At 42.2% G+C, this 25,712-nt stretch carries 21 protein-coding genes, 1 tRNA gene and 1 pseudogene; 12 read left to right on the top strand and 11 right to left on the bottom strand.

What is annotated here, in order from left to right; translation table 11 throughout:
- Window positions 1-406: 406 nt before the first annotated feature.
- A complete protein-coding gene (locus L1286_RS06835) occupies window positions 407-994 on the bottom strand; it encodes a hypothetical protein (RefSeq protein WP_235406159.1) in 588 nt (195 codons plus the stop codon).
- Window positions 995-1,105: 111 nt separating this feature from the next.
- On the opposite strand from L1286_RS06835, the gene L1286_RS24100 reads away from it, so the two are divergent.
- Window positions 1,106-1,231, top strand: a complete 126-nt coding sequence (locus L1286_RS24100; RefSeq protein WP_268832092.1) for a hypothetical protein — start codon at window positions 1,106-1,108, stop codon at window positions 1,229-1,231.
- A 106-nt stretch (window positions 1,232-1,337) separates the two neighbouring features.
- Here L1286_RS24100 and L1286_RS06830 read toward each other — a convergent pair whose 3' ends face one another.
- Window positions 1,338-3,686, bottom strand: coding sequence for a hypothetical protein (locus tag L1286_RS06830; RefSeq protein WP_235406158.1), 2,349 nt, complete (start codon window positions 3,684-3,686; stop codon window positions 1,338-1,340).
- A 15-nt stretch (window positions 3,687-3,701) separates the two neighbouring features.
- Here L1286_RS06830 and L1286_RS06825 point away from each other — a divergent pair, with 15 nt between their 5' ends.
- The 3 genes from L1286_RS06825 to L1286_RS06815 all read left to right on the top strand — a co-directional run bounded on the left by L1286_RS06825 (window position 3,702) and on the right by L1286_RS06815 (window position 7,138).
- Window positions 3,702-3,917 (top strand): hypothetical protein, encoded by a 216-nt coding sequence (locus L1286_RS06825; RefSeq protein ID WP_235406157.1) that lies wholly within the window; start codon window positions 3,702-3,704, stop codon window positions 3,915-3,917.
- Between the two features lie 442 nt (window positions 3,918-4,359).
- A complete protein-coding gene (locus L1286_RS06820; protein ID WP_235406156.1) occupies window positions 4,360-5,865 on the top strand; it encodes a pentapeptide repeat-containing protein in 1,506 nt (501 codons plus the stop codon).
- A gap of 808 nt (window positions 5,866-6,673) precedes the next feature.
- Window positions 6,674-7,138 (top strand): lactoylglutathione lyase, encoded by a 465-nt coding sequence (locus L1286_RS06815; RefSeq protein ID WP_328284202.1) that lies wholly within the window; start codon window positions 6,674-6,676, stop codon window positions 7,136-7,138.
- On the opposite strand, the gene L1286_RS06810 is transcribed toward L1286_RS06815, so the two are convergent.
- From L1286_RS06810 to L1286_RS06800, 3 genes and pseudogenes are all read right to left on the bottom strand, one after another.
- On the bottom strand, window positions 7,135-8,391 hold the full coding sequence (locus L1286_RS06810; protein ID WP_235406155.1) for a Y-family DNA polymerase: 1,257 nt from the start codon (window positions 8,389-8,391) through the stop codon (window positions 7,135-7,137). The genes L1286_RS06815 and L1286_RS06810 overlap by 4 nt on opposite strands.
- The gene (locus L1286_RS06805) at window positions 8,379-8,792 is read right to left on the bottom strand and encodes a LexA family protein (RefSeq protein ID WP_235406154.1); all 414 of its coding nucleotides are present in this window, start codon (window positions 8,790-8,792) and stop codon (window positions 8,379-8,381) included. The genes L1286_RS06810 and L1286_RS06805 overlap by 13 nt, the downstream gene beginning before the upstream one ends.
- A gap of 259 nt (window positions 8,793-9,051) precedes the next feature.
- Window positions 9,052-10,125 (bottom strand): annotated as a pseudogene (locus L1286_RS06800) (IS3 family transposase).
- A gap of 196 nt (window positions 10,126-10,321) precedes the next feature.
- On the opposite strand from L1286_RS06800, the gene L1286_RS06795 reads away from it, so the two are divergent.
- The 5 genes from L1286_RS06795 to L1286_RS06770 all read left to right on the top strand — a co-directional run bounded on the left by L1286_RS06795 (window position 10,322) and on the right by L1286_RS06770 (window position 14,536).
- Window positions 10,322-10,789, top strand: a complete 468-nt coding sequence (locus L1286_RS06795; protein ID WP_235406153.1) for an ASCH domain-containing protein — start codon at window positions 10,322-10,324, stop codon at window positions 10,787-10,789.
- 484 nt (window positions 10,790-11,273) lie between these two features.
- The gene (locus L1286_RS06790; protein ID WP_235406152.1) at window positions 11,274-11,609 is read left to right on the top strand and encodes a hypothetical protein; all 336 of its coding nucleotides are present in this window, start codon (window positions 11,274-11,276) and stop codon (window positions 11,607-11,609) included.
- A 128-nt stretch (window positions 11,610-11,737) separates the two neighbouring features.
- The gene (locus L1286_RS06785; RefSeq protein WP_235406151.1) at window positions 11,738-12,160 is read left to right on the top strand and encodes a DUF4259 domain-containing protein; all 423 of its coding nucleotides are present in this window, start codon (window positions 11,738-11,740) and stop codon (window positions 12,158-12,160) included.
- Window positions 12,161-12,399: 239 nt separating this feature from the next.
- A complete protein-coding gene (locus L1286_RS06780; RefSeq protein WP_235406150.1) occupies window positions 12,400-13,209 on the top strand; it encodes a hypothetical protein in 810 nt (269 codons plus the stop codon).
- 616 nt (window positions 13,210-13,825) lie between these two features.
- The gene (locus L1286_RS06770) at window positions 13,826-14,536 is read left to right on the top strand and encodes a hypothetical protein (RefSeq protein WP_235406148.1); all 711 of its coding nucleotides are present in this window, start codon (window positions 13,826-13,828) and stop codon (window positions 14,534-14,536) included.
- Window positions 14,537-14,852: 316 nt separating this feature from the next.
- Here the strand turns inward: L1286_RS06770 and L1286_RS06765 are convergent.
- Window positions 14,853-14,929 (bottom strand) — tRNA-Pro (locus L1286_RS06765).
- A gap of 349 nt (window positions 14,930-15,278) precedes the next feature.
- On the opposite strand from L1286_RS06765, the gene L1286_RS06760 reads away from it, so the two are divergent.
- Entirely contained in the window at window positions 15,279-16,664 is a 1,386-nt protein-coding gene (locus L1286_RS06760; RefSeq protein ID WP_235406147.1) for a fibrinogen-like YCDxxxxGGGW domain-containing protein, read from the top strand.
- Between the two features lie 49 nt (window positions 16,665-16,713).
- Here the strand turns inward: L1286_RS06760 and L1286_RS06755 are convergent, their stop codons facing one another.
- The 5 genes from L1286_RS06755 to L1286_RS06735 all read right to left on the bottom strand — a co-directional run bounded on the left by L1286_RS06755 (window position 16,714) and on the right by L1286_RS06735 (window position 23,306).
- Window positions 16,714-17,211, bottom strand: a complete 498-nt coding sequence (locus tag L1286_RS06755) for a DUF6702 family protein (RefSeq protein WP_235406146.1) — start codon at window positions 17,209-17,211, stop codon at window positions 16,714-16,716.
- The gene (locus tag L1286_RS06750) at window positions 17,211-19,667 is read right to left on the bottom strand and encodes a M1 family metallopeptidase (RefSeq protein WP_235406145.1); all 2,457 of its coding nucleotides are present in this window, start codon (window positions 19,665-19,667) and stop codon (window positions 17,211-17,213) included. The genes L1286_RS06755 and L1286_RS06750 overlap by 1 nt, the downstream gene beginning before the upstream one ends.
- 121 nt (window positions 19,668-19,788) lie before the next feature.
- The gene (locus L1286_RS06745) at window positions 19,789-20,787 is read right to left on the bottom strand and encodes a CobW family GTP-binding protein (protein ID WP_235406144.1); all 999 of its coding nucleotides are present in this window, start codon (window positions 20,785-20,787) and stop codon (window positions 19,789-19,791) included.
- A 206-nt stretch (window positions 20,788-20,993) separates the two neighbouring features.
- Entirely contained in the window at window positions 20,994-22,415 is a 1,422-nt protein-coding gene (locus L1286_RS06740) for an alanine/glycine:cation symporter family protein (RefSeq protein WP_235406143.1), read from the bottom strand.
- Window positions 22,416-22,583: 168 nt separating this feature from the next.
- Entirely contained in the window at window positions 22,584-23,306 is a 723-nt protein-coding gene (locus tag L1286_RS06735; RefSeq protein ID WP_235406142.1) for a metal-dependent hydrolase, read from the bottom strand.
- Window positions 23,307-23,611: 305 nt separating this feature from the next.
- Here L1286_RS06735 and L1286_RS06730 point away from each other — a divergent pair, with 305 nt between their 5' ends.
- A complete protein-coding gene (locus tag L1286_RS06730) occupies window positions 23,612-25,090 on the top strand; it encodes a hypothetical protein (RefSeq protein WP_235406141.1) in 1,479 nt (492 codons plus the stop codon).
- A gap of 163 nt (window positions 25,091-25,253) precedes the next feature.
- Window positions 25,254-25,559, top strand: coding sequence for a hypothetical protein (locus L1286_RS06725; protein ID WP_235406140.1), 306 nt, complete (start codon window positions 25,254-25,256; stop codon window positions 25,557-25,559).
- The last annotated feature ends 153 nt before the right edge of the window (window positions 25,560-25,712 follow it).

Raw genomic sequence — 25,712 nt, 5'->3', positions numbered from 1 at the left:
ATGCACATTTTGATATTTGCGTCCATTTTGGCAATCATTTCATCAACTTCAAAGTCTAACGCTTGTTGTGCTGTCTTTGGCAGGTCATTTGAAATCGCGTGTTTTCCTGCCTCGGGAGTATGCGCTTGTTAAACGAGCATAACCTTATTGAGCGTCATTTAATTTTAACGCACAAGGTGAAATCGCATGTCCGTTCACGAAGGTTTGCTATAAAGTGTCTGATAACGGAGACGTGTATTTTGGGCTACAACACCCACCGCGCATCAAGTATCTATTTATTTTTTAAGGTCTGCGCGCAAAATGGTGAATAAACGGTCTAGATCGAAGCCGTGAGTTCGTTGCGCTTCTTTCATGTTCCTCGGGTTTAAAAAATAAAAACTCAAGGAACACTTTGCGGATTGCTAGGCTAGTTATTCAGTGGGACTTTTGTGCCGATCCTATTGTTATACTCTGTGATGCAGGCATTTGGAGTACTTGAAATATGGCGGTTGCCTTTAGATTTTAGCACGCGACTGTATTCACCATTTTGCTTGGTAATTTCATAGACCGAAGTCAGGCAATTATTTGTATTAAAATCAATCTCATAATTCCTTTTTGATTCAAACTTCATATCGACAAAGGTGCCACAAGAGATACTTGTACCTACTCCTGAATGTTTTTTATAAATTAGAAAGTGGTGTGGCTTATTTGCTTCGAAATAATATTCTTTAGCATTCGCCGCATAGTCGCCATATTGCCACAACGGCACACCAACTTGCTTTGACTTGATGAAACTGCCATGCATCTTGGCATAGAGTGATACCCGATTTTTGGCGTTTCCACACTCTGCGTTATCAAATCCGACCACCATCGTTTCACCTCCGTGATGGCCTGAAGCAACAAACCGTACTTTAGCTCTCTCCCCAATGGTTGGTTCCACATAATCCACCGTCGTTGTTGCACAACCCGAAACCAAAAAAGATACAACTAAGAGCTTGGCACTGACTTTAAACATTTATACTCCAGAAATTTTAATGCCCGATATGGGTCAATTTTTCGGGGGGATCATAGCAAGAAAGGGAATTTGAACCAATGATTAGCTGCCTTGTTAGGTGAAGCGCTCAGTATGAAATGGAACCTGTTTAAGTCTCATCAATTAAGCGGGCTACATGGCAACACGTCTGACTATATGCAAGCGACCTCATTGGACTGTGCTGTCTCGCCTGTACAGGGCTGGTTTGAATGTGGCTAAAGAGACTGAGTGATGCCTATGTATTTGGGAGTAAAGGGGTTATTGGGTTGTTTGGCATTCGCGCTTTATTGGAGCGCGAACACCGTAGCCTCTTCTCTCAGGCTTTTTATTGGTGCAACAATAGTGTTGCTGGTACGCTTGAGGTTGGGTAAGTTGTTTTACTGTTCAGGGCATCTGAGTCTTTGCCGAACCAATGAGTGGTCAGGTCAACGATGCCACTTGCTCCAGCGCGTGCAACGGCGTTGAGTTCGACACCGACATTAAATATGCCTATGGGAATTCCTAGCTTGAAGGTGGTACTGTCGTCTAATACGTCTGCTATTCTGTAGCGGATCCGGATCGATTGTAAGCACTTTTTCTCGGTCGCTGCACGTGTTTTATCGGCCAGTATCTCAGCGCTCGAACGCTCGACAAGTTGGCTGCGTGCGTCCTTACATAGTTTTGGCTCGATATCTTCATCCCAAGTAATTAGTGTGTTTGAACCTTCACCTACGGCAAACGTACTTTCCAGCAAGAGGACCGGAGCCGGTAGTTCGCTCTGCGTAATCCATGCCCCAGCGTTTATGACCGTGAGTAGGTCGGTTGCAGAGACATGCAACAGATCTGCGAGCGTGTTTAGCAACTGCTCGCTACCGGGATCATTGGCAATGATTTTCTTTAGGTTTGCGACTGTAACGGAATAGCCATAGGTTAGCCCTGTGCCTTTTTCCAGCTGTACTTCCGTTGCTTTTAATAGAGGCTGCCAGGTAAACTGAGCTGATTGATAGCCTAAGGTATTGACTAACACTTTGTTTTCGGATGCTTTCGCTTTTTTTCCAGAGAGTTTTTTGACGGGATCTACACCTGCTAAGGAAATGTTTAGCGCGGCTTCGCCGGTTATGGCTGCTTGAGAATAAGTGATACTGCTATCTTGGGTAAAAATACGCTCGCAGATCTGCGTTTCGTCATCAGTGGGAGCAACTTCAAATTGTTGTAAACGATAGCTAGTCCACTTTTTCTCGCCATTGATACTGACTCCGGCTTGAGTAGCCAAAGCAATGGCAGGGGTTGCCTTTCCTGAGAGGGCGATCTTTGCTCCGGCCCCGGCAGCTGCGGCATGGCCCCATAGGTTAACAAAACTCAAGCGATTGCGCCTGCTTGCATAGTCTGGTGCTGGTGGCGAGGACTTGTCGGATTTATTCTGAAAATACGCCACGACTTTTTGGTGGTGGTTTACCTCGCCGAGCAGCTCATTTAGTTTTGAAGGGTCCAAAGACAGGGCCTCTTTAACCCAAGTAATGGCGTTCTGCCAGTCTTTTAAACTGGCATAACCACTTAACCCTTTGTTGGGCAGCAATAAGTTAAAACCTTGCTGTTCAAAATACTGTAGCGCAGTTAATTTTACCTCACGTTTTTCCGTTTTATTGAATCGTCGCACAATCCAATGCTTTTCTTGTTGGGTTTCGATTTGTTTGGCTAACGCGTCTAACGTGGCGATAATGTCTTGTTTGTCACCACGATCGTTGATCGCTTGAATATGTAATAGCCAAGCGCTAGCGTCGGATAAACTCTGTAGCAATTGCTCAAATGGAATATTGCCAGCGGTTATGGCCTTGAGAATGGTTTGCCAAAAGCTTAAATCTTTAAATAATGGGCCGATTGTTTTATTCTCTCGCTCAAAGAACAGCTTAATTCTCGATTTACTGCCCGCTTTACTACCGTAGTCGACCAAATCAAAAAAGACATCTTCGAGCGACGGATCTCTAACGCTGTTATACCAAGAGGGGTAAGGGTCCCTTAGCATCATTAATTCGCCATGATATTTGGCACTGGCCTCGGCGCCTATGCTGGCTGAGGCTTCAAGGCTTAGTTGCTCTAGCGCCATGGTGCCATAGGTACCAAACTGCTGTTGCGCTGCTAGCTGTTGTTGCTTTTTATCTTCCTTGCTGGTCATCATAGTGCTTGATTGTCCAGTTGCATCAATTGAGCTTGACGCTTTTAGGCCAACAGACGCGTTAATACCTAACTCCATTTCCCACAGCTCACCTTTTGCGGTCATTAAGCAAATTGGGTGGATATCACGTACACAGGGCTGACGTGTCAGCGCTACCAGTACTTCACTGGCACCAGATGCTTTTGCATTTGCATTGGCACCCGCGGTGGCAAAACCAGGTAGTACTGCTTTACCAATGTCGACTCCGAAATTAATTCCGACACCGACGCCTTTAGCACCGTATCCATGAGAAGCCTGACCGACAAAGTCCAGTCCGCTCACGACAAAAGTATCGAGCATTTGTTGCTGTGTTATCTTGGTTGGCGTTTCGATATGGTTGGCTTTACCGTATCGGATCAACAGTTGTTCGCCCAACAGTTGCCCCGAAGAAGCGCCAGTGGCGATTTGTTTGATTGCCGAAACGGGATTTGCAGACGACTTATCATTCGGGTCTGCCCGGCCTTGAAGAGGGTGATCCGACATAAGAGTGCTCCTTTGATGATTCGCTTATTGGTCAGAGCCAATGAGTTTACGTTGTTGTCTGTGGCTCAGCTCGGAGATTGTTACGGGGATTCAAGGAGAAATAGGGAAGATAAAGCGATCAATGGGGTCAGAGTCATTGATATAAATGCCTGTGACGTTTTTTCTGTTTTGCTGCCCTTTGGATATGAAGTGCAATTTAGGAGAGCAATGGGGTCAGAGTCATTGATATGAATGCCTGTAGGAGAACAATGGGGTCAGAGTCATTGATATGAATGCCTGTGACGTTTTTATGTTTTGCTGCCCTTTGGATATGAAGTGCAATTTAATGACGAATATACAGCACAAATACAGGTGGGCTACTTTACTGTGAAGCGACTTTTTCAGACGTTGCCTGGCCGCGTAGTGACAGCGTCTTGAACCATCCATTGTTACGTTAGCCCGCTTAAGACGAGATAAAAGTATTCAGACTAACGGGGTATTCAATGTAACTGGGGGGTCATGCCATTCTCTCACTAGATTAGATATTAAGAATGTGCATTAATACTGACATTGATGATTGTTAACGCGTTGAGCTTTAAATTATACCATTTGAAAAAAGCAAAAAATTACTGGTTAACGCACCTTTGTCCAAACTAGTAATATATTAACCTCAATGCCACAAAGAGAATTATGCATGGAACAGGACTTGGAATTAGATGATCTGCTCGTAATAGACGAAGAATCCATTCAAGTAATATCACTTGGAGGTGATGAACTTCTTCTTTTGTGGCTAAAAGGCCGTGAAGCATGGAATGAGTGGATGAGTGAAAATCCCAATGCGAACGTGCATTTTGAGAATGTCGTATTTAGCTATGAAGCATTAAAAACGCGTTTTCCAGACAATGAGGATTTACAAAACCTGATAAAAGGTAGCGTAGAGGGGAATGAGAACTTTTGTTTTAGTAGTTATAAGTTTAACAAATACGCCAACTTTAAGGGGGCGCAATTTATTGGGAGTGCGTCCTTTTTAGGTACGGAGTTTGAAGGCGAAGCGAACTTTACAGGGGCTACTTTTACTGAAGAAGTCGATTTTTCGTTTGCAATTTTTAATGGCGAAGCCTCCTTTGATGACGTCCTTTTCGAGAGTAAAGTGAACTTTTGCAGGGTGTTATTTAATGAATACACAAGCTTTTACGAATCAACTTTCGGTCAAGTGGCTTATTTTGGCGATGCATCATTCAATAAGCGAGCGCTTTTTGAGGCCACTTTTGTCGGAAAAGCGTACTTCGATTTTGTGAATTTTAATTCTGAAGCATACTTTAGTGGTTCTATTTTCAATGATGAGGCCGATTTTAGCCATACATGTCTAAGTAGCTCCGCAAAATTTGATTTTGCGACTTTCAAGAATAAAGCGAGCTTTGATAGCGCCACGTTTACTGGTATCGCTTACTTTACAGACACTATCTTTGAAAGTGTAACTCTTTTTACAAACACGACATTTGTGTCTAATTTGATATTTAGGCCAATCAACTCTGAAGAGATCACTTCGCTTGATTTTAAAGGGGCAGCATTTGAAAAGTCCTTCTCAATATCAGGAAATTACGAATGCATACCTGATTTAATGCAAACAAAAACAGCTCACCATGTAGACCTAAGTAAATTAACCGTTAAGTTAAAAAGAAGCTTTGTGAGAAATTACGGGGTTGAGAAAGCTGTAAATTCAAGTGATTTGGAGCGCTTGTGTAGGTTAAAAGAAATTGCAGAGTCGAATAAAAACTATAAAAGAGCACTGGCATTTCATGCTGATGAGCAAAGGGCCAGTCGATGGATAGAACTCAATATTTGGCAATCATTACTGGACTGCATGTACTCTGTCACGAGTAATTACGGCCAAAGTATCTTGCAGCCTTTCCTGTGGTTCGCCTTTTGTGTCGCGGTCTTTGCTGGGTATGCTTCAGTTGAGTCAAACAATGAGATGCTGAACAATACTGACAAATACATGCTGGCAGTTGAGCTGTCAGTGTCTATAGTAACGCCATTCATATCTGTGTCGAAACGCACCAGAGAAGACTGTATGAAGCTGCTATATCAAGGCGAGCGAATTAGATGGTTAACCCTAATGAGCTACCTACATGCTTTCTTTTCGTTTATTTTTATATTTCTAATTGGTCTAGGCCTAAGGAATCGCTTTAGAATCTAATCAAACAACTCCAAACAGGAGCACGTTATGGTTAAACTTAAATTGTATAAAGGAAGGTAATGCTTAGCTAAACAGCCTGCTGAAGTTGCGTTGGCGTACTGTCGTGATTGTCGATATGAGCATGGCGGTGGGAAAATGGCGTTTGCGTATATACTGGCAATTTAGGAAATTTAGCGTGGCTTTGGGTAAGGAGCGACCCAACCCTCTACTATGAAACTTTTCAATGACAGGTCACATTTTGATTGTAAAAATAATATTGCTGCTTGCCTTATTAAGAGTTCTAGCCATTACGGAAAAGCCGATACTATGTGCTGGGATTTATGCCACTGTACCAATGATTTTTGGTTTTATGAGTGGCGCAAGCCTAATTTATATAGCACTAGCTACATTGATTTCTTTTGTTTTGTCATTTTTATATTTTTGGTTACTGACGAAGTTTAATCATGGTCCTTTGTATTTCATAATTATGATATTGGGATTAGGAATAGGGCTGGTATAACTTAACATGTGCTTTCCCTAAGCCGGAATAACAGCAGGCTGTGCGTTTAGGTTGCTAATTTGGGGCTATTATTTTGTGCCGTTAAATGATTACGTATCGATGGGAATTGGATGAGCCGTATCTTCTTTTTGGTGATGTGACAAACGATGCACTTTAGGGGTGATCATTTTACTGCTTCATTGGCCTATTAAAAGACTCAGATGAAAGTGCTGTGTCTAATTCTGGCTGGGCTGCTCATTATATAAACATAATAATTCGGCGTTGTTTTGGGCTGGATACAACGTTAATAGTCAAGGCCATGCTGACCCCTTGAAGTTTGAATTCAAAAATGGTCATATTGCTGCACTAGGCGTGACTATGTTTTACCCCTTTGACGAGTGTAAAACAACCCATAATGCAATGAGAATCGTTAAGGAGAAAGCCGTGCAAGCAGACAATATCAGGGTGTTTATTCCGAGCAAAGATTACGAAACAAGCCAATCATTTTATCAAGCGCTGGGCTTTAAAATGGACTATGTATCTGAAGACCTTTCATTATTCGAGAATGGCGATTGTTTTTTCTTTTTACAAAGATTTTATAACCACGACTTAGCAAACAATTTAGTGCTCCAATTATCTGTGCGAGACATAAATGAAGCATATGAACGCATAGTAAACATAGAAGGTTTTGATTTTAAATATAACTCAATTCAAGAAGAGCGCTGGGGAAAAGTCATTTTTCTATGGGGTCCTTCAGGTGAGCTTTGGCAAATAACCGAGTTTATAGGTAACTAACACTTTATCACCGGAATGTCCGGCCATCTTGTCGTATAGCGTGGAGACAAAAACTCTCTGCGCATCTCCCAGTTATTGGTCTGCAACTGAGAACCAATACGTGCAGCAGTGGAACCATATCGATGATTTATCTCGTCTAAGCACTTCATGAGGGCTGGCTTATCCTGAGACTGATTAAACATATCGGCCTGTTGAAATACATCATCTTCTAGCTCTATTGCGCCTACACCGGCTTTATAGTATCGCACGCCCGGTTTATATAGTTGGCTAAATACGCTTTCCACAGCATTCGCAAATACGGTTGCATCATTTGAGGCAACAGGAAGTTCTTTTATGAATGACTTTTTGTAGTAATCATTTTCATGCGGTGAGCTGTGCGCAAATATCACAATACGTTTTGCCAGAGAGTTTTGTTTGCGTAGCTTTTTGGTCACGATAGAACAGTGTGTAGCTAATGAGGCTTTAAGTGAGAACGGTTCGGTCACTCGTTCACCAAAGCTGCGAGTGCTATACACTTCTTTCTTTCGTTGTTTTACCTCATCCCACGATAAACATGCTTCACCATTGAGTTCTGCAACAATGCGCTCGAGCACAACGCTAAATTGCTGCCTCATTAAGCGCGGTTTTTGCTTAGCCAAGTCTAGCGCTGTTTCGACGCCGAATAGGTGCAGCTGTTTAGTGAGCCTTTTACCGATGCCCCACACGTCACCGACACTCATTTGGGATAGTATGTGCTTGCGACTTTGCTCACTATCGATCACAGCAACACCGGTTGCACTTGGGAGCTTCTTTGCTGCATGATTTGCCACTTTCGCGAGGGTAGGGGTAGGGCCAAAGCCTACCCCGACGGGTAATTTTGTTGTACGCCACACTGAGCGCCGTATTAAATGGCCATAGTCATACCAGGATGAAACCACATCGCTATAGCCGTCGAATTTCAAAAATGACTCATCGATGGAATAAATATAGTGGCTATCACTGAATTGATTGATGGTGTTCATCATCTTGTCAGAGAGATCTGCATATAGCTCATAGTTAGATGATTTAATCACTACACCATTCTTTTGCAGCATGTCTCTCAATTTAAAGTAAGGCTCAAATTTGGGGATACCCAGTCTTTTCGCTTCGGGGGAAGCTGCGACAATACAGCCATCGTTGTTCGATAGGACCACCACTGGCTTTTTACGTATGCTTGGATCAAATACCTTTTCAGCAGACGCATAGAACGAGGTGGCATCAACTAGTGCATACATTTCGTTAATTCCGAGTTGGCGCGGTGCATGCGCACTGAGCCTATGACAACGCCTTCAAGCTGAAAGTTATCGCACTCGCTGATCTTTACGGGTGAATACACGGAAGATGCAGAGCGTAATAGCCTGTTTTCCATATCGATAAGTTTGCAAACAAACTCGTTATTAAAATTCGCAACTATCACGTCATTCTGTTGTGGTTGCACGGCTCTGTCTACGACAAGTAGATCTCCGTCGAAGATTCCCACCCCTTGCATTGAATCGCCAGAGGCCAGCCCAATGAATGTTGCATTGGGGTGTTGTACTAATAATTGATCTAAAGACAGTCCTAGTTCTCGGTATTCGGCTGCGGGAGACTCAAATCCTGTTATGCCCGCTTGTGCCTTAATGGGTATTACTTTCATACGTTACCTATACTGTTTATATATACAGTATATAGATCAAAATGAGGGTAAGACAAGAAATTTAATAATGTTGCTAGTTCAAGTGTTTGCTTAGTGAGCGCAATGGTGTTGGCGCTGGAGTTGAGTCAAAAAGCGTCGTTGCTGGCTGGAAAAAGATAGTAATATTTAATGCAAAATAGGTACATAAAAGTTGATCTACTATTTTATTACCATTGAATTACTGTAACTACCCCAGCTTTAGTACAGCTCATTAGTAGAATTATGCTGTCTCAAGATAGCTCATTGGAGTTTGATCTCCTAGTGCATCGTGAGGCCGTTCATAATTATAAATATCTAACCATTCATCTGTAATGTCACGAACTTGCTGAAGTGATTCAAACAGATATAAATCCAATACTTCTTCTCGATAGCTGCGATTAAATCGCTCAACAAAACCGTTCTGATATGGACTATCTGGTTTAATAAACTCAAGTTTTATGCACTTTTCAGCAGCCCAATTTTCCAGAGCACTCGATGTAAATTCAGGACCATTATCCACTCGAATTTATTGGTTTTCCGCACTATGCAATGAACCGTTCCAACACTCGAATAACGCGTTCAGCCGTGAGGCTTGTATCGCCCTCAATCGCTAATGTTTGGCGGTTGTAATCATCCAGCACATTCAGTGTTCTAAAGCGATGTCCGTAACTAAGCGCATCGCTCATAAAATCCATCGACCACGAGTCATTATGTTTGCTCGGTACTAATGGCTACGGTGTGCGTGTTGGTACACGGCGTTTTTCTTTTCGTCTAAGGTTAAGTTTAAGCATGTTATACACTCGCTCAACACGCTTTTTATTCTATACTTTGCCTTGATGCCTAAGTCGTTTAATCAGCTTTGGCATGCCCCACCTAGGGTGCCGCTCAACAAGCGCTAACAAAGCATCAATCACATCATCATCCGATGGTCGCTTGCATTTATAGTAATAAACGCTTCGACCTAAACCCGCTACGTAACAAGCTAATGCCACGCTAACCTCAAACCGTGCTCGTAAGTGTTCGACTCTGGCTCTGCGTCTGCTTGTTTTCACAGCTTTTTTGAGATGATTTCCTCAAGCATTGAATGTTTTAAACTGAGAGTCGCAAATATATCTTTTAGCTTGCGATTTTCACCTTCAAGCTCTTTTAAACGTTTCACATCAGAGGCCTCCATCCCACCATATTTGGAACGCCACTTATAAAACATACTTTGACCAACGCCGTGTTTACGATGTATTTCTAGTATGGGTGCGGCAGATTCAGCTTCTTTGGTCATGCCCACGATCTGTGTTTCAGTGAACTTACTTTTTCGCATCGTAAAATTTCCTTCTTATATTGATAGAAATTCTACTTATGAACTATTTCAGTTTATGGGGGAGTTACACCATGGCCATTAAATTGTGTTATGTAGCAACATGTTATTATTTGTGCTAAAACTGGACCAATCAGATAAACGACCCATGGGTCGGATATTAAATTGTTATATTTTAATCAACTTAAAAGCTAGAATCATGGATGAAAGAAGTCAATCATTTTTAGAACAATATCTCAGTTCCTTGCCCGCTGATGTGGCATCAAAATATACCTCATTTAGCGCAGAGTATTTCTGTGCAGACGAATACAACGCAAATCTTTGTGCAGACCTTGTTGTAAAAGGTGAAAAGACCGCAACTTGTAGCCTAGACATCTGGTATAGCGAGCAAGGTGAAGCTATGCCTGAAGCAGGGCATTTGATGGTCGTAACAAATTGGAACGGTGAGCCTGTTTGTATTGTTGAAACAACATCGGTGAGTAAGTGCAAATACAACGAGGTTACCGCAGAGTTTGCTGCATCGGAGGGTGAGGGCGATAAGTCGTTAAGTTGGTGGCGAAAGGTTCATTGGGACTTTTTCTCAAAAGAATGTGAAGAACTAAATATTAAGCCGTCAGAAGATATGCTATTGGTGTTGGAACACTTCAAGTTGGTGAGCCCACAATAAATATAACGAAGCATTTAAGCGTGACTCTCACGCTTGGCATTTTTCATTCCATCGTTGAGTCAGTGTTTATGGTGGTAAGGTTAAGTTTCGTGGTCGCGTTGTTTCAAAGTAAATTCATAAGTTTTGTCCTATGGCGGCGCGCCTTATCCCGACCTACGTCAAAAGGCAGATTAGTTAAGCCGAAGGTGCCACCCAACAGAGTTTCAGATTCACGCATTAAAGGTCCGCTTCTGACTGTGAGCCATCGGCCGACTTTAATCCATTTATGTCCATTTTCATCAAAGTATATTGTTTACATAGTCAGGAAAACGACCCTGTCGCTCGCTTTTTTCCTGAGTAAAAGCTAAAACACTGCATTTTGGTATTGCTAGCAATTAGTTAAGAGGTTTGTTACAAATAAGTCATTCAGAATAACGAGCGACGCTTTAGTTGAAAAATGCGCGAGTCGCTCACTATAAACATGTTATGTGAACTGAGGTTTTAAATGGATTTACTAAATGAAGAAACTATTTCTTTTTTAACTCATGAAGAGAAGTTGGAATATTATAAAGCACAATCAGAGGTTTTGGAGTTCGCACCCAAGTTAAACTTTAATGAAGGTCCGAAGTCAGAAAAAGAGATATTAAGAGAAGCAAAAGTATATGAAAAATTGATCAAAAAGAAGCTGGCTCCCTTTTTAAAAATCGCATTAAAGAGAAAAAATGATTCACTAAATCCGAAAATAACTATTGCGGGTAAATTAAAAACCAAGCTCAAAATATATCTGGCAGCTTTATGTACCATCATTGCTTTTATTTTTATTAAGAATGTATTTATTTAAGCAAAGTTCACATAACGACCTATTAAATTGGGACAAAATACAGTTGGCTGTGTTTCGTTCCCCAACGAGTTTAGCCAACTAAATTTGCCCATTAACGAAGACGTTATGTGTACAAGAGGAGTTTTATTTTGGGTGCATGGAGTGAAGACAATTTTGGCAATGATAGTGCCAATGATTGGATATGGGAGTTGGAGAAGTCAAAAGGGGTAAATACTCTACTGTCACCGATACAGTCGGTGTTAAATGAGAATGAGTACTTGGAAGTAGATATTTGCTGCGAAGCTTTGGCAGCCTCAGAAGTCATTGCAGCGGCGATATCAAACGATTATACATTGTTGCCAGATGAAGCCCGAAATTGGCTTAATCGCAAGCAAGGTTGGCTAACTGGTCGTAAGCCTCAAATAACAGCAGAGCATGCGAAACAAGCGCTAAGAGCCGTTCAAAAAGTACTTTCAAGTTCTGAGCTTCAAGAGCTCTGGGTAGAGGACGGAGTTAATGAGAAATGGAGAGCAATACAAAGTAATCTCATTGCCAAGTTAGAAAATGCATAGCAATAGACTATGATACTGAACGATTGCGTTTGGCACAGAGCCAACTTTCGACACTATATTGGATTAAGTCAATGTCAGAAGCTTGCAACTAGTAGCGAGTTTGCATATAAAGGTCTAAAGGGCTTGATCGTAAAGGGGAGTTCTCTAACTGCCCTGAAGAATGCTAGTCCTAACAAACGCTTTAACCATAAGGACGCGAGGCGTTAGGCAATAGCTGTGACGAAAGTTAAAGAGTAATTATGGAAAATAAAAAAATATATTTGGATCAGAACGTGTTGTCTGAGTATTTAGCAGGAAAAAATTCTGATCTTGTCAATGCGATATTAGAGTTAAAAAAGAAGAATAGTTTTTTATATAGTCCTGCTCATATGGAAGAACTTGCAGTACCTTTTATGGCGGCAAGTAACCGAGAGGTCAAGCAGAGAGTGCTCGAAGAAATAGATAGCATATCTGAGTTAACAGGCAATAGAGAGGTGTTTCCGGGGTCGGATAGACCAATGCATATTACTATTGAACACCCGTCCTTCTGCTTCAAAAGAGTTATTGATTTCTATCATTTAAATCCTCCTCTTGAGCAGCAAGAAAGCGAGCAGCTAGAATTGTATAAGAGTACAGACCCTACAGGTAAAGCGGCACAAAAAATGTCTAATGAAAGTTCTTCTTTTTTATTGAAGGAGGAGCATTCTCTAGCTTTAAATGGCAGGTTTCATTTAGATTTTTTAGCGACTATGTCTGCAAGGCAAGTTGGCTTGAGAGATTTCAACTATCCAGAAATATTAAAGTCACACACCGCATTTGAGCGTTGCATTGAAATCACATTTTGTTATCTGGAAAGCATTCGCTATAGACCCGAAGCTGTCAAAAACAGCCGTTCAAGAATGCATGATGTTAGTCATGCGATTTATGGCTCTATCGCTGACATCTTAGTTACTGATGATGGCAGGTTTTCAAAGAAAGTTCAGGCCGTCTATGAGTATTGGGGTATTCAAACAGAGATTCTGAGTACCGACGGTTTTATCAGTAAAGTAGTACTTGGGGAAACTGCCTAACAATCTGTTTAAGAGTGATTCGCAAAGCGTGGCATTTTTACTATGCGTTGGTTTTTGTGTTTAAGGTGGTATGCGGGAGCTTCGGTATTGCGTTGCTCACACCTTAACAGGGCGTTACGAATTATAGTTGTTGGCATATGGCTGTCATTGGTATCTAACGCATTTTTGTCCAAATACGAGTTTGTCCAACCGTCAGCTCGTTGATCATAGCTTTCTATTTTTGATAGCTATTAAAAATGGGAAGATTACCCTCTCAAATTAGATTTAGAACTAATAATGTTTGTTGTGCCCAATAGCCCCCCAGACTCTGAGAGACCTATATAAGAGCTGGGTAAAAATACATTAGTTCTAGCTGGTAATTCTATGTTGATTGCTGAGACTCTGATGCTTGTTGTAGTATGCAAATAATTATGAGTTTATTGGTGTTTTGAGCGGTTTAGGTGTGTAATCACTTTTCATTGATTTATAAAAATTTATTATTAACATCATATAGCTAAATTCTTGGTTGCTAGTCGTTTTATTGGGTTTCAAATTTAACATTAGCTAATGTGTGTCGAGGATAAAGGTGGTAAACTTCGCTCTCAAAAAACAGCCTGGGATGTAGAAGAGGCAATGAATGATAGAAATAGTGATAATCATAATAATGCTAGGCATAGCATTATTTTTCTCTGCCGATTTTACAAGTTTAGTAAGACCAGAAATCCAGCCAGACGAGATACTGACTGAATACTTAACAATTTATTCTCCTGCGATGACAAGCTCTCTAGATATACATAGTGAGGTTATCAATTTTAAGTTAATCGCCTTCGTATTAATATCTTCATTAGTTTTTATCTTTTATAAACATAAAGAACATCAAAAAACTCTCGAGCTAAGTCACAAGATTTTTTGTGTTGGATTTGTTTTCGCTTTGTTTTTATATCAAATAGCAACTTACGGCAGTCACTATGAGGAAATACATAGTGATTATGTTAATTATGAGAATATAAATAACTTTCATAAAGTAAAAACATTTGAGGCAAAACTTATTTCTACAGAAGTTCTGAGGGAAACTTGGCCGGGTAATAAAACTACAAGAGGTGATGATGGGCTATGGACGATTTTAAAGCTCAATACTAGCAAAGGTGAATTCCATATTAATACTCAAGCTGATTGGTTGCGTTCGCAAGATCACACCATGCCACTGTGCTTTAAAGGGGACTTTATACAACTTATAACGCCCTATGAAGGTCGTGATATTAAAATGAGGTATTATCATTCATTTTCTACTTATCATGAAACAGATAAGTCCAAGACTGTCTGCTTGGTTGATTTTAAAGTTAAGTAATAATCTATAAAGCTTCTCTAGTTAAAGAATTGACATCTAAAACGCATTCAAGATAGTAGTGGTTACTATTGTGTGACAACCACGGCACTTGGAGCTTGGATACTAACTCTGAGAGACCTATATAAGGGCTGTGTAAAATACATTAGTTCTTGCTGGTAATTCTATGTTGATTGCTGAGACTCAAATGCTTGCTGAAGTAAGTAAATAAGCGTGAGTTTTATAGTGTTTTTTGGCCGAGGTTTTGCAGTTATTTTGCAGGTGGAACATTTTACAGTTCAAAATTCTTTTCTAACTATATGAAAAGAAGGGGAAAAGCTGGTCGGCATAGCAGGATTTGAACCTGCGACCCCTGACACCCCATGACAGTGCGCTACCAAGCTGCGCTATATGCCGACTTGGTTGTCACTATAATGATTTTATTTTAAAAGGCAATAACTAATTGGTTTGTTTGGACATTAATTCATCATATAGCCAAAATTGAGTGAGGTGCGCTGTGTTTTTTGGCATAAATTAGGCAAATGTGGCCTGTTAAATTTGTATGAAAATAGATGTGCTTGACTTTGCAAACGTTAACCGCTTGCACATTTTTAGTCCTATTGGGGTAGTAATTTATTCCTAACATCATGAAAAATTTAATTATTTACTAGTTTCAGCCTATCTCCACACCATCGAGTTTGTTAGCCTCTGCATCAGAAGGTAGCAACGATGCTGCCAAATACCCAATGGCAAAAAGGAAACGCTTATGCTTAAACACACTTTACTGACCGTATCAGTATTGGCCGCTTGCTCTGCAAGCGCGGTTGTATTGGTCGAAAATACGACGGGCAACAATGGCGCACTGGTAAACGCCACAGCGAACGAAGTCGTGATCTCAGGTATTGCAAGTAACCAAGACCAAGAGCCAGGCGCGGTGGCGTTACAAAGCAACCTAGATGGAACGTTTACCATCAGCTTTAAAGAGTGGGAATACCTTGATGGGGCACATTCAGACGAAACCATTTCAACCCTTACACTCAGTGCGGGTACGCATACCATGCAAGACGGTTCTATTTGGGAAGTGGGCACAGTGGACTTAAGTACTGCCAGTCAAACGTTTAACTTTACGCAGCAGTATGACCAAGTACCTTATTTGTTCTTAAGCCCACAGTCTGACAATGGGGGTTTTGCCTATGTGGCGCGTGCCAGTAGAGTGAACCAGATTGGGTTTAATGCCAAAATTCAATACCAAGAATTACAGACGACAGCTAATACACGCGTCGCGCAAACAGTTGCTTATTTAGCAGTGTATGCCCCGAGTAAATCAGGTAATCTGGACTCAGGCGAGGCCTATAAACTCAACCAAATTAAAGTCGATGAGCTCCCTGTGCAGTTCGAAAGCCACGAGCTATTTTTACAAGAAGAGCAGTCCCGTGATGCAGAGCTGACGCACGTACACGAAGTAATTAACGTGCTTGATATTAATGGTCACTTATTTGCGCAAGACATCACATCAATCGGCGGGGATACCGCGACTATTCGTGCAAATAAAAACGTCCACCCAGCGATTGGAAATACTAGCTGTAAAGCGATTTTGGACAAAGATCCTGCCGCACAATCAGGCTATTACACGCTCGATCCGGATGGCATTGGCGGCATGTCTGAATTTACCACTTACTGTGATATGGAAATGGAAGGGGGCGGTTGGACCCTGATGGGGATCCGTTATGTGCCAGGTAAAGCGTATAATCACATTCATGATTTTGAGGTGTTATTCACCGCGACACAAAACATCACTTCGTTCGATGATAATTATCACTTAAGCGACCCTCAGTGGGTGCACTATAAAAATAACAGTCAAGAACTCATGGTGACCATGCGTGATGTGGGTGTATTTGCGATTGCGGATATCGCAGTATTGAACAACGCAAGTTGTATTCCTTTGCAAGATACACTGGGCCGAAATCATGGCATGACAGGAGAGCACCAGTTCAGACTTTACTGGCATGAAACATCGGGCTGTAGTAGTACAGGCACTGATTACTCGATGCTGAATTACCATAATATCTATGCGTATGCTGGAGGGGTGTATAAAGCGGGCAATGTAGCGGGTATTGCGGTTGAACAAACCACCTATATCTTTGTGAGATAATGAAAAAGGAGCAACCTGTTAAGGTCGCTCCTTGAAATAGACAGAGGGTTTAAAAACGCGTTTCGAGCCACGTTTTGTTGTGACTAAAATACAAAGTTTGCACTTTACCTTTACCCTCAACATTCACCATATTGACCTGAGTTGGCCAAAGATCTCTCAGTGCTCCATTAAACATTTTAATGCCCTTTACAGTATCAGCGAGGGTGGTTTCTTGATATACCCAAAAAAACTTGCCTTCAACTTCAAAGCCAACATCTGTGAGTGTAATGGGCTTGTCGTCCAATGTTCTCAACTGAAAATGCGTCGCCACATAGTCTGCAAATTGCTGCTGTGTTTTTTTGGCGTTGAGAATATCCGCTTTTTTGTCAAATAATGACTGCACAGCATGCTCAGTATCATGTAGATAAAAGCGATGCATCAACTCCAACTGCCCGGTGTTTTTATTAAACAAAGCCGTTGTTTCAGATGCCTTTTGCTGGTGTGCCAGAGCATGTGTGCTCGCAGTCAAAATGAGACTGACAATCAAAAAATAGACATATCGAGCCATTATTTATCCTCTTTTGCGTCATCAACTTTTAGTTCAGTTTTAATATCTTGCATGATATCGCGCTTCACTTTGTCTTTGCTTTTAGCCTTTTTATAAGCTTCCACACGAGACGGAATGATACGACGAGGATAGTGATTGTTTTCAATATTCACATCGGCTGTCTCCCAACCTGGGTCAACAACAACCTGTGTGAGTACTTTATTTTTGTCAGTGACAATTAATTTACGTACGTGCTTTGGACTTCTGCGCCAAATTTCAGCAGGAATATATTGATCCTCTGTTGTACCATCTTCGAAAGTGAGCTCAAGCAGAATAGGCATCACTAGGCCGCCGATGTTTGAGAACTCAAGCACATAGTAGTTTTTGTCCTCTTCTAAGGCGCGTGTCAGTGTTTCACGTTCCCACGGTTTTAATGCGTCAAGGAACTCTTTGTATTTGTTGCGCTCTTTGTTTGTTACCGTAAAGCGGTCGTTGTCGTCGTAAAAGTCACGAATGTCTGGGTTTAGATCAATCCACAGCTTTTTACCTTCTGCTTTATTCCGTTCAACGAATAAAGAGCCTGGTTTGTCTTGTTCAAACTTGCGCTCGCGTGCAAAGTCAATATCTGGGTTATGCGTATCCAAGCGCATTTGATAGACCTTATCGAGTGAGATATCGACATGATCAGTGGAGTAAAACCAGCCACGCCAGAACCAGTCTAGGTCAACCCCCGACGCTTCTTCCATCGTGCGGAAAAAGTCAGACGGCGTAGGGCGCTTAAATCGCCAACGTTCTGAGAACTCTTTAAATGCAAAGTCAAACAGCTCGCGCCCTAAAATCACTTCGCGTAAAATATTGAGCGCCGCAGCAGGTTTGGTATAGGCATTAGGCCCCAAGCGTAAAACGCTGTCTGACTGCGTCATAATTGGCACTTGGTTCTCTGATTTCATGTAGCCTACAATGTCTCTAGGTTCTACACCCCAAGGAATATTTGGATCCCATTCACGTCCAGCAACACCATCTAAGAAGCTGTTAAGGCCTTCGTCCATCCAAGTCCATTGACGTTCGTCAGAGTTGACGATCATTGGAAAGTAAATATGGCCAATTTCGTGGATCACCACGCCAATTAAGAAGCGTTTTTCAGCTTGTGAATAAGTGCGTGTGCCGTCATCTTGCAATTCAGTACGTGGGCCGTTAAAGGTGATCATCGGATATTCCATGCCGCCCACCGGGCCATTTACTGACTGAGCTGTTGGATAGGGGTAGTCAAATGAGAAGCGTGAGTACACTTCCATGGTATGGATAACTGATTCAGTGGAGTATTTTTTCCAAAGGTCGCCGCCTTCTTTAGGATAGAAAGACATGGCCATAACCTGTGGCATCTCTTCGCCACCTTGCTGATAGCCTCGGGCATCCCACATAAATTTACGAGAAGAAGCCCATGCAAAATCGCGCACATTATCTGCTTTGAATTTCCAGGTCTTTCGTTTATTCGAGCCTGCTTTTTCGTTTTCAAGTGCTTCCGCTTCGGTCACGATAAAAACAGGACGTTTTGCTGTTTTTGCGTCTTCTAGTCGTGCGCGCTGCGTGCGCGTAAGTACATCTTTCGGGTTGGTAAGTACACCGGTTGCACTGACGATGTGGTCGGCTGGTACTTCAATTTCAACTTCATAGTCACCGAACTCGAGTGTGAACTCGCCACGACCTAAAAACTCTTTATTGGTCCATGCTTCGTAATCTGTGTAAGCGTGTAGTCTTGGAAACCACTGCGCCAATAAAAAGATATCATTGCCACCAGGACGTGCATCGTCTGGAAAGTGTTCATATCCAGAGCGAGCAGAAACTGCATCTTCTTCTACAATGTTAAATGCAAAATCAATGGCAAACTTAACCGAATCGCCAGACTTTAACGCTTTAGGCAAATCAATGCGCATTTGGGTCCCGACAACTGTAAAGCTGAGTTTTTTGCCTCGGCTGTCAGTCACTGCACTGATCTCATAGCCCAGTTCATTGTCGGCCATAAACTGTTGGCGTCTGAGTTCTCCTAGGCTAATTTTCGCAGGCTTATTGTCATCACCGGCTTGCGTGAAAGGTCCTCTGCGTCCAACACCACCAAAGTTATTGGCAGTATTTGCGATAGAGTCATTCTTAAAAATGTTTTGATCTAGCTGAACCCAAAGGTATTTGAGCTTGTATGGTGAGTTATTGTGATAGGTGATTTTTTCATGACCGGTTAAGCGGCGCTTTTCTTCATCAAGCGAGACCTTGATTTTGTAATCCACCTTTTGTTGCCAGTACTGCTGGCCAGGTTCGCCTGCTGCATTGCGGTAAACATTGGGGGTTGGCAGTACTTCATCGAGCTGGCGAAACTTGTCTTCGAAGTCGCCTTTCGTTTGTTTGATTGCAGTTGCATGCGCGGATGCGATGAACGCAAGTGGTGCGAGCAGTGCAATGAGTAATGATGTGTTTGTTTTCATTTTATAATCTTTCTTGTTTTCACATGTTAAAACGCTGATTTACAGCAGTTGAGATTGGTATCGCGTTGCTTTTCCTCCTCATTAAATCGGTTGCGAAGCGTCGCAACCATGGATTAAAAATTTAACTCAAACAGCTCAGCAGCTTATCTTGCCATTGTGCGTCTTCCGTCTGAGCAATGATCTCTATACGGCTTTCCATACACTCGTCGAGCTCAATTTCAGTTACGCCATCCAGGGTTTTGTTGTAGCCAAAAATGCCTTGTGCCGTGATAAACACCGCTTTAATACGTTCCGCCTCAATGCTCGTGATCAATTGGCGTAGTTTGTGTCTATCGAAAATTTTCTCTGCTGAGAAGCGCCAACCCACACTGACAAAGCCCTCACCTTGGTTTTGGGCCGATAAAAAGCCCGTTTGCGGAATTGGCTCTGCATTGATATCTCTGGCGGGGTTAGCTTCGTGGTGATGGTGATGACACGGTGGCTTTATGTGTGCTTGTGTGGGACCAATTAACCACTGCGTGTTGAGCTGCCCATGCTGGCAAAAATGTAACTGTTTGTTTTCGAACCCTTGCTCACTTAAAAAGTGCTTGAGGGCATCTTTGTGGTGCGCTTGATACAGGTCTTCTTTATTGCCAATGACGACATCTGAAATGGCAATTTGTTGGACAAAGGTAGCATGTGCGGTGTATCGACTGTCTTCTATATTTCGAGCATCAACGAGGGTAACAACTTGTTCTAAGTTCAATAGCTTTTGATAGTAGTCATTAGAAAGGAGTTGTAAGACTTCTAATGGATGTCCCAAGCCGGTTGGCTCAATAAGCAATCGATGCGGTTTGGCTTCATTGAGTAGCTGGTTTAACGCTATTTGCATTGGCAGTCCGGATGCGCAGCACATGCATCCGCCAGGTACTTCACGAATATACACTGAGTCTTGCGTTTGCCCGCTCAGTAGGTTGCCGTCTATGCCTATTTCACCAAATTCATTCACTAAAATAGCCCAGCGCTCATCAGCAGGCTTTTTAGACAGTAAGTGCTTGATGGCTGAGGTTTTGCCAACACCTAAAAAGCCTGTGACAATATTGGTTGGAATAGCCGAAATCGCGGCGCGTGTACTTTGCATTGCTTGCTCCAGATTAATCAAAGCGATGTGACGATTTAAATGGATTATATTTGAAATGTTATACTATAACAATTGTTGTGTTCTATTGAACGTTGCTGCCTGCGCTTAGCCTTGATTAATAAGTGAATTTGAAAGCGGTTTTAGGGCTTAAAGAAAAGGCTAAAAAGCAAAAAGCGGCAGATCAACTGCCGCTGAATATAAGCGTATTATTGCTTTTTGTGCCAGATCCCTGCGGGTAGAGTTTTGGCGATTTCTGGTCGACTACTTGGATCAAACTTTGGTGTTTTACCTTGCTTTAACTGCGCACGGTAATCTTTTGCTAGCCAAATTACGATCCCTGAAAGCATAAACAGTGCCGCAACGTTGACAATCGCCATGAGGCCCATCGAAATATCCGCAAGCGTCCAAATAAGGCCTAACTCACCAACCGCACCAAACATAACCATACCCAGTACACAGACACGGAAAATCATCATGGCCATTTTGTTTTCTTGTAAGAAAATTAGGTTTGTTTCAGCGTAGCTGTAGTTAGCAACAATAGATGTGAACGCAAAAAAGAAAATCGCAATTGCGATAAATACCGCGCCCCAGTCACCTACATGTTCAACAAGGGCTTTTTGTGTCAGAGCTATCCCTGTGACACCTGAGTCCGGCACTAACTGGTTTGAAAGTAGAACCAGTGCTGCGGTTGCACTACAAATAACAATGGTATCGACAAACACGCCCAACATTTGTACATAACCTTGCGAAGCTGGGTGATTAGGATTTGGTGTGGCACTTGCTGCTGCATTTGCGGCACTACCCATACCGGCTTCATTAGAGAATAGGCCGCGTTTAATACCTTGGATCATGGCCTGCATCACCGCGAAACCAACCGCGCCACCAGCCGCTTGCTCCAAGCCAAACGCGCTATTGATAATTTGCTTAAACACCGCTGGCAGTTGCTCGAAATTGCTAAAGCATACATAAAGCGCTACGAGTAGGTAGGCCAGCGCCATAAATGGAACAACAAGCTCTGCGAAACGGGCGATTGTTTTTAGACCACCGAAAATGATAATGGCCGAACCAATCACTAGAATTATGCCCATAACATATTTAGGTACATCAAATGCCACTTCAAATGCTGCAGCAATGGAATTTGACTGTACAGCGTTAAACACCAGACCAAACGCAAGGATCAAACACAATGAGAAGAGCACACCCATCCAGCGTTTGTTCAGACCATATTGCATGTAATAGGCTGGGCCACCACGGTAGTTACCTTCTTCATCTTTTACTTTGTATAGCTGTGCAAGAGCACTCTCTGCAAAGCTAGTAGCCATACCAATGAGTGCGATAAGCCACATCCAAAAAATGGCACCAGCTCCTCCTAAGTACAAAGCAACAGCAACACCGGCCATGTTACCCGTACCCACACGGGCCGCGAGCGACGTACAAAATGCCTGGAATGACGAGATGCCTTCTCCTGCACCGTTGCGGCTATTCGCCATGACTTTGATCATATGAGGGAACTGGGCAAACTGAATAAACCCCAGTCGGATTGTAAAGAAAACACCGGCTGCTATTAATAGGTATATAAGAATATGTCCCCACAACAGGCCACTGATTTGGTTAAAAAACTCAGCCATCGGATATCCTTTATTTAAGGTAACGAAAAATTTTGAGAGCGTAACTTACCACAAATGGTCGAGTTCACGAAATTACTGCGATGGTTACGATGTCTGACAGACATCGCACTGCGAAGCCGACGTGTACTTATCTATTGGTGAGAGGCGCAGTTATGGGGCTGAAAAAGCTCATGACAGTTGGAATGGCCACGGATAGTTAGAAAAGTCTGGTAAAAAGGTCAATGCATGTAACTTATCTGCCCACGTGTAAAGTAAATCACCAATGGCTGAAAAGTGTGGCTTAGCAAAATAGACACAGGATAATGTGATACAAACCTGTACAAAAGAAGTTGCAGGGTAACGTAAATCAATGGGTTTTAATGCCGTACCAAAGGAGGCTTTTAGCTCTTTATTGTCAATATCTACACTGTAACACTCATCAAGTATGAGGTGTGTCAATGCACCAACCATCACAAAAGCGCAGGCAAGCACGGCCATATGCAACGTCACACCCAGCAGCAGACAACTATGGAAAGTTAAAGCACAAAACATGCATACCGCCGAGATGGAATGGAGCGTCGCACGGTGCACTGTAAAATGCTCAAAAATGGGTTTTATGGCATACATAAACAACACATAGACACATAACCCAAGCATCCATGTTTCCAAGATAGAATCAAACTGAAAGTTAAGCAGTAGAATGCCTGCGACAAGAATTGCGAAAATACTGAATAGGCTATTCAAAGATCGAGATTTGTCTGAATCTAAGTCGGGCAATAACCCCGCAAGCGAACCCACTATAAACAGCCCCAATGCTTGAAAGCCGCTAATCTCAGATAAGTTTAACATCACAGAGCTAAGTGTCGCACTGACAATAGTAGAGGCTTTTAGATGCGTTGAAAAGTTTGCCATATCACTTCCAAGTGTTTGATTCGTATATTGAGACTTTATGTAATTTACGCGCGTAGTGTACAGTAAAACACGGTGACGAGAAGGGGAGATCACAAAACTTAGTGGTCTTCCCCGAAAAATGAGTAAAGGCGTGTCATTGCGTCATATTTGTGTAAAAAAAGGTCTTCACCGAGCGGTTGTTCCGTCTTTTATGAGCTAGTGTAATGGGGTGTAATGTTTTTTGACTGGGCAGTTAACTAGCCTAATAAAGACCATTTTTACATACCACTAGACACGCTAATAATGTTACTCGGGAGTGATAAGGGATGCACTTTCTAAACCCAATGCTGCGAAACCACCCTATGGAAAGTCCATTTATGCAGACATGGCTGAATCGACTAGCCGATAAATACACGCCAGATCTGTTTTCAAATAGTGGCGCTTCGCGCGCTCCAAGGCGCAACGACATGTACGTAGACATATACGACGCGCGACATGGAAGTGTTATATATTCCGAATTTTCAGAATCGGTAAAGACTGCTGAAGCGATCGCGGTACACAATGGCTGTATCGTAGCGTTAGGCCACTTTAATCAGGTGTATCAAGCCGCAAAACACACTGATAGCATGGTAAGAATCCAGCAGTTACAACCCACAGAGAGCATAATCCCGAGTTGCGTACAGGCACACTGTTACCTCATTGAGTCAGCGCTTTGTCGTCATTATGCCGATTTAGGGTTTTATGGACTGAATGGGGCGGCAACCCGGGCAAGTCAAGATTACCGAGATGACTATGTTTTGAATGCACTGGCTTATCTTGATGGCAGTTTAGCAAAAGGGGACTGTTTGTTTTGCTTTGGTTTAGATCCCTATTTATTGAACTGGGGCAGGCCGCTTGAACACTTAACAGTCGCTGCTTTGGATGGGCTAGGGTTGAGCCGACCCGTATGCATTGTGAGTAGTGACTTTTCTTCTGCGTATGTCAATTCAAAATTGATTGAACGAGTCACCAACAGTGCACTGGGGAAATCGCCCTCGATAAAAAGCTTTGTTGATTCACTTTGCACGCATGGTTTTGTGACCGCTGAAGGGATGTCTATTCTACCTTGGGCATTCAGTGATAAAGAACTCATTTGGCAGCTAAGTGAACTTGATACTGCTTTAAATTTAATTATTGAGCAGGGTAAAAAGCAGGGGGTATGTCATTTCGAGGCCGCGATTCAAAGTCAATTTGTAGCGTTGCTTTTTAACAGCTTAGTGGACACCGTGAGTGATCTTTGTACTTTTTCTACTTATCCAACACATCAATGTCATATTGATGAGTTGGCTCGATTGGACCATTGTGAAGTGATCAAATCCGCGCAATTACACCGCTTGAGTGGCAGAACGTCGGTCGGTTTAAGTGTGGGTCGATTGGCTACAAGCGGATTTAAATGGGTGAATGATTACCACTATGATGAGCTACTTGTACCTGCCAAGAGCATACTAAAGCATGGCTGTAATTTGTGCCTTCAAAGTAACTTTCCGAGTGAGCCCCTCGCGCCACTGAGGTTAGCCGAAATTGCCAGTGAGCGCGAGATAGAATTGATGCCCGCACAATATTCTTGCGAGCAACGTGCACTGGATCCATCTGAGAGAATTACGTTGGTTCAAGCTCTTAACGCTGTGACGCATGGTGCAGCTGCACATATAAACATGAAGGAATTCAATCACATTAACAGCATCGCTAATTTTATGATCATCAGTTGCGATCCCTTGTGCAGCGAAGCCCGGTTGATAGACGCAAAGCTCAAGACACTACCATAGTTCGCCCACAGTCTAGGTCCTACTTTTGTGACACATTTAGAAACTATTTGTCTAGTTAAATAGGCTGACAGAAACAACTTATCCTGCTTAACTTACTGGTGTAATGGAGTGTAATAATTTCGCGTGGCAAAATAGTCGCAAATTATTCAAGCAGGGTAAGATCATGATTTCTACAATTTTTAAGTCTTTATTTTTTAAAACTTTAAAAAGTGAGGCGGGTAAGCGTGTCGCAAAAGCGGTCGTTGATAAATGTGTTGATCAAGGCATGGATTACATGAAACAAACGCATCAGCATGGCGCCAAACCTGAACCGGTCGAAACATTGGGACTTGTTGAGGGACTCAATAACCTAACCAAGAGAAATGTCCCTGACGGCGATTATCCACTGCGGTTAGAAAAGCAAACTTTATTAGTGACAATGCGTAATCAAGGTATTGTTCATATTCAATTTTTGAATAAAACAGTGTGAAAACCTGTTAAAACTCTTATAAAAAATTCAAATATGGTTGACACATTATCATCATATATTGCGTTGCCGACAGTGTTTGAACCTCCTTTCTTTTATTTTGTAACCTTCTGTTAATTATCTATTTTTAATAAAAAATCCCCGTTGAAATTTAGG

It is taken from the genome of Pseudoalteromonas sp. SMS1, assembly GCF_021530565.1.
Classification (GTDB): domain Bacteria; phylum Pseudomonadota; class Gammaproteobacteria; order Enterobacterales; family Alteromonadaceae; genus Pseudoalteromonas.
This window is presented reverse-complemented; position numbering and strand designations above follow the sequence as displayed.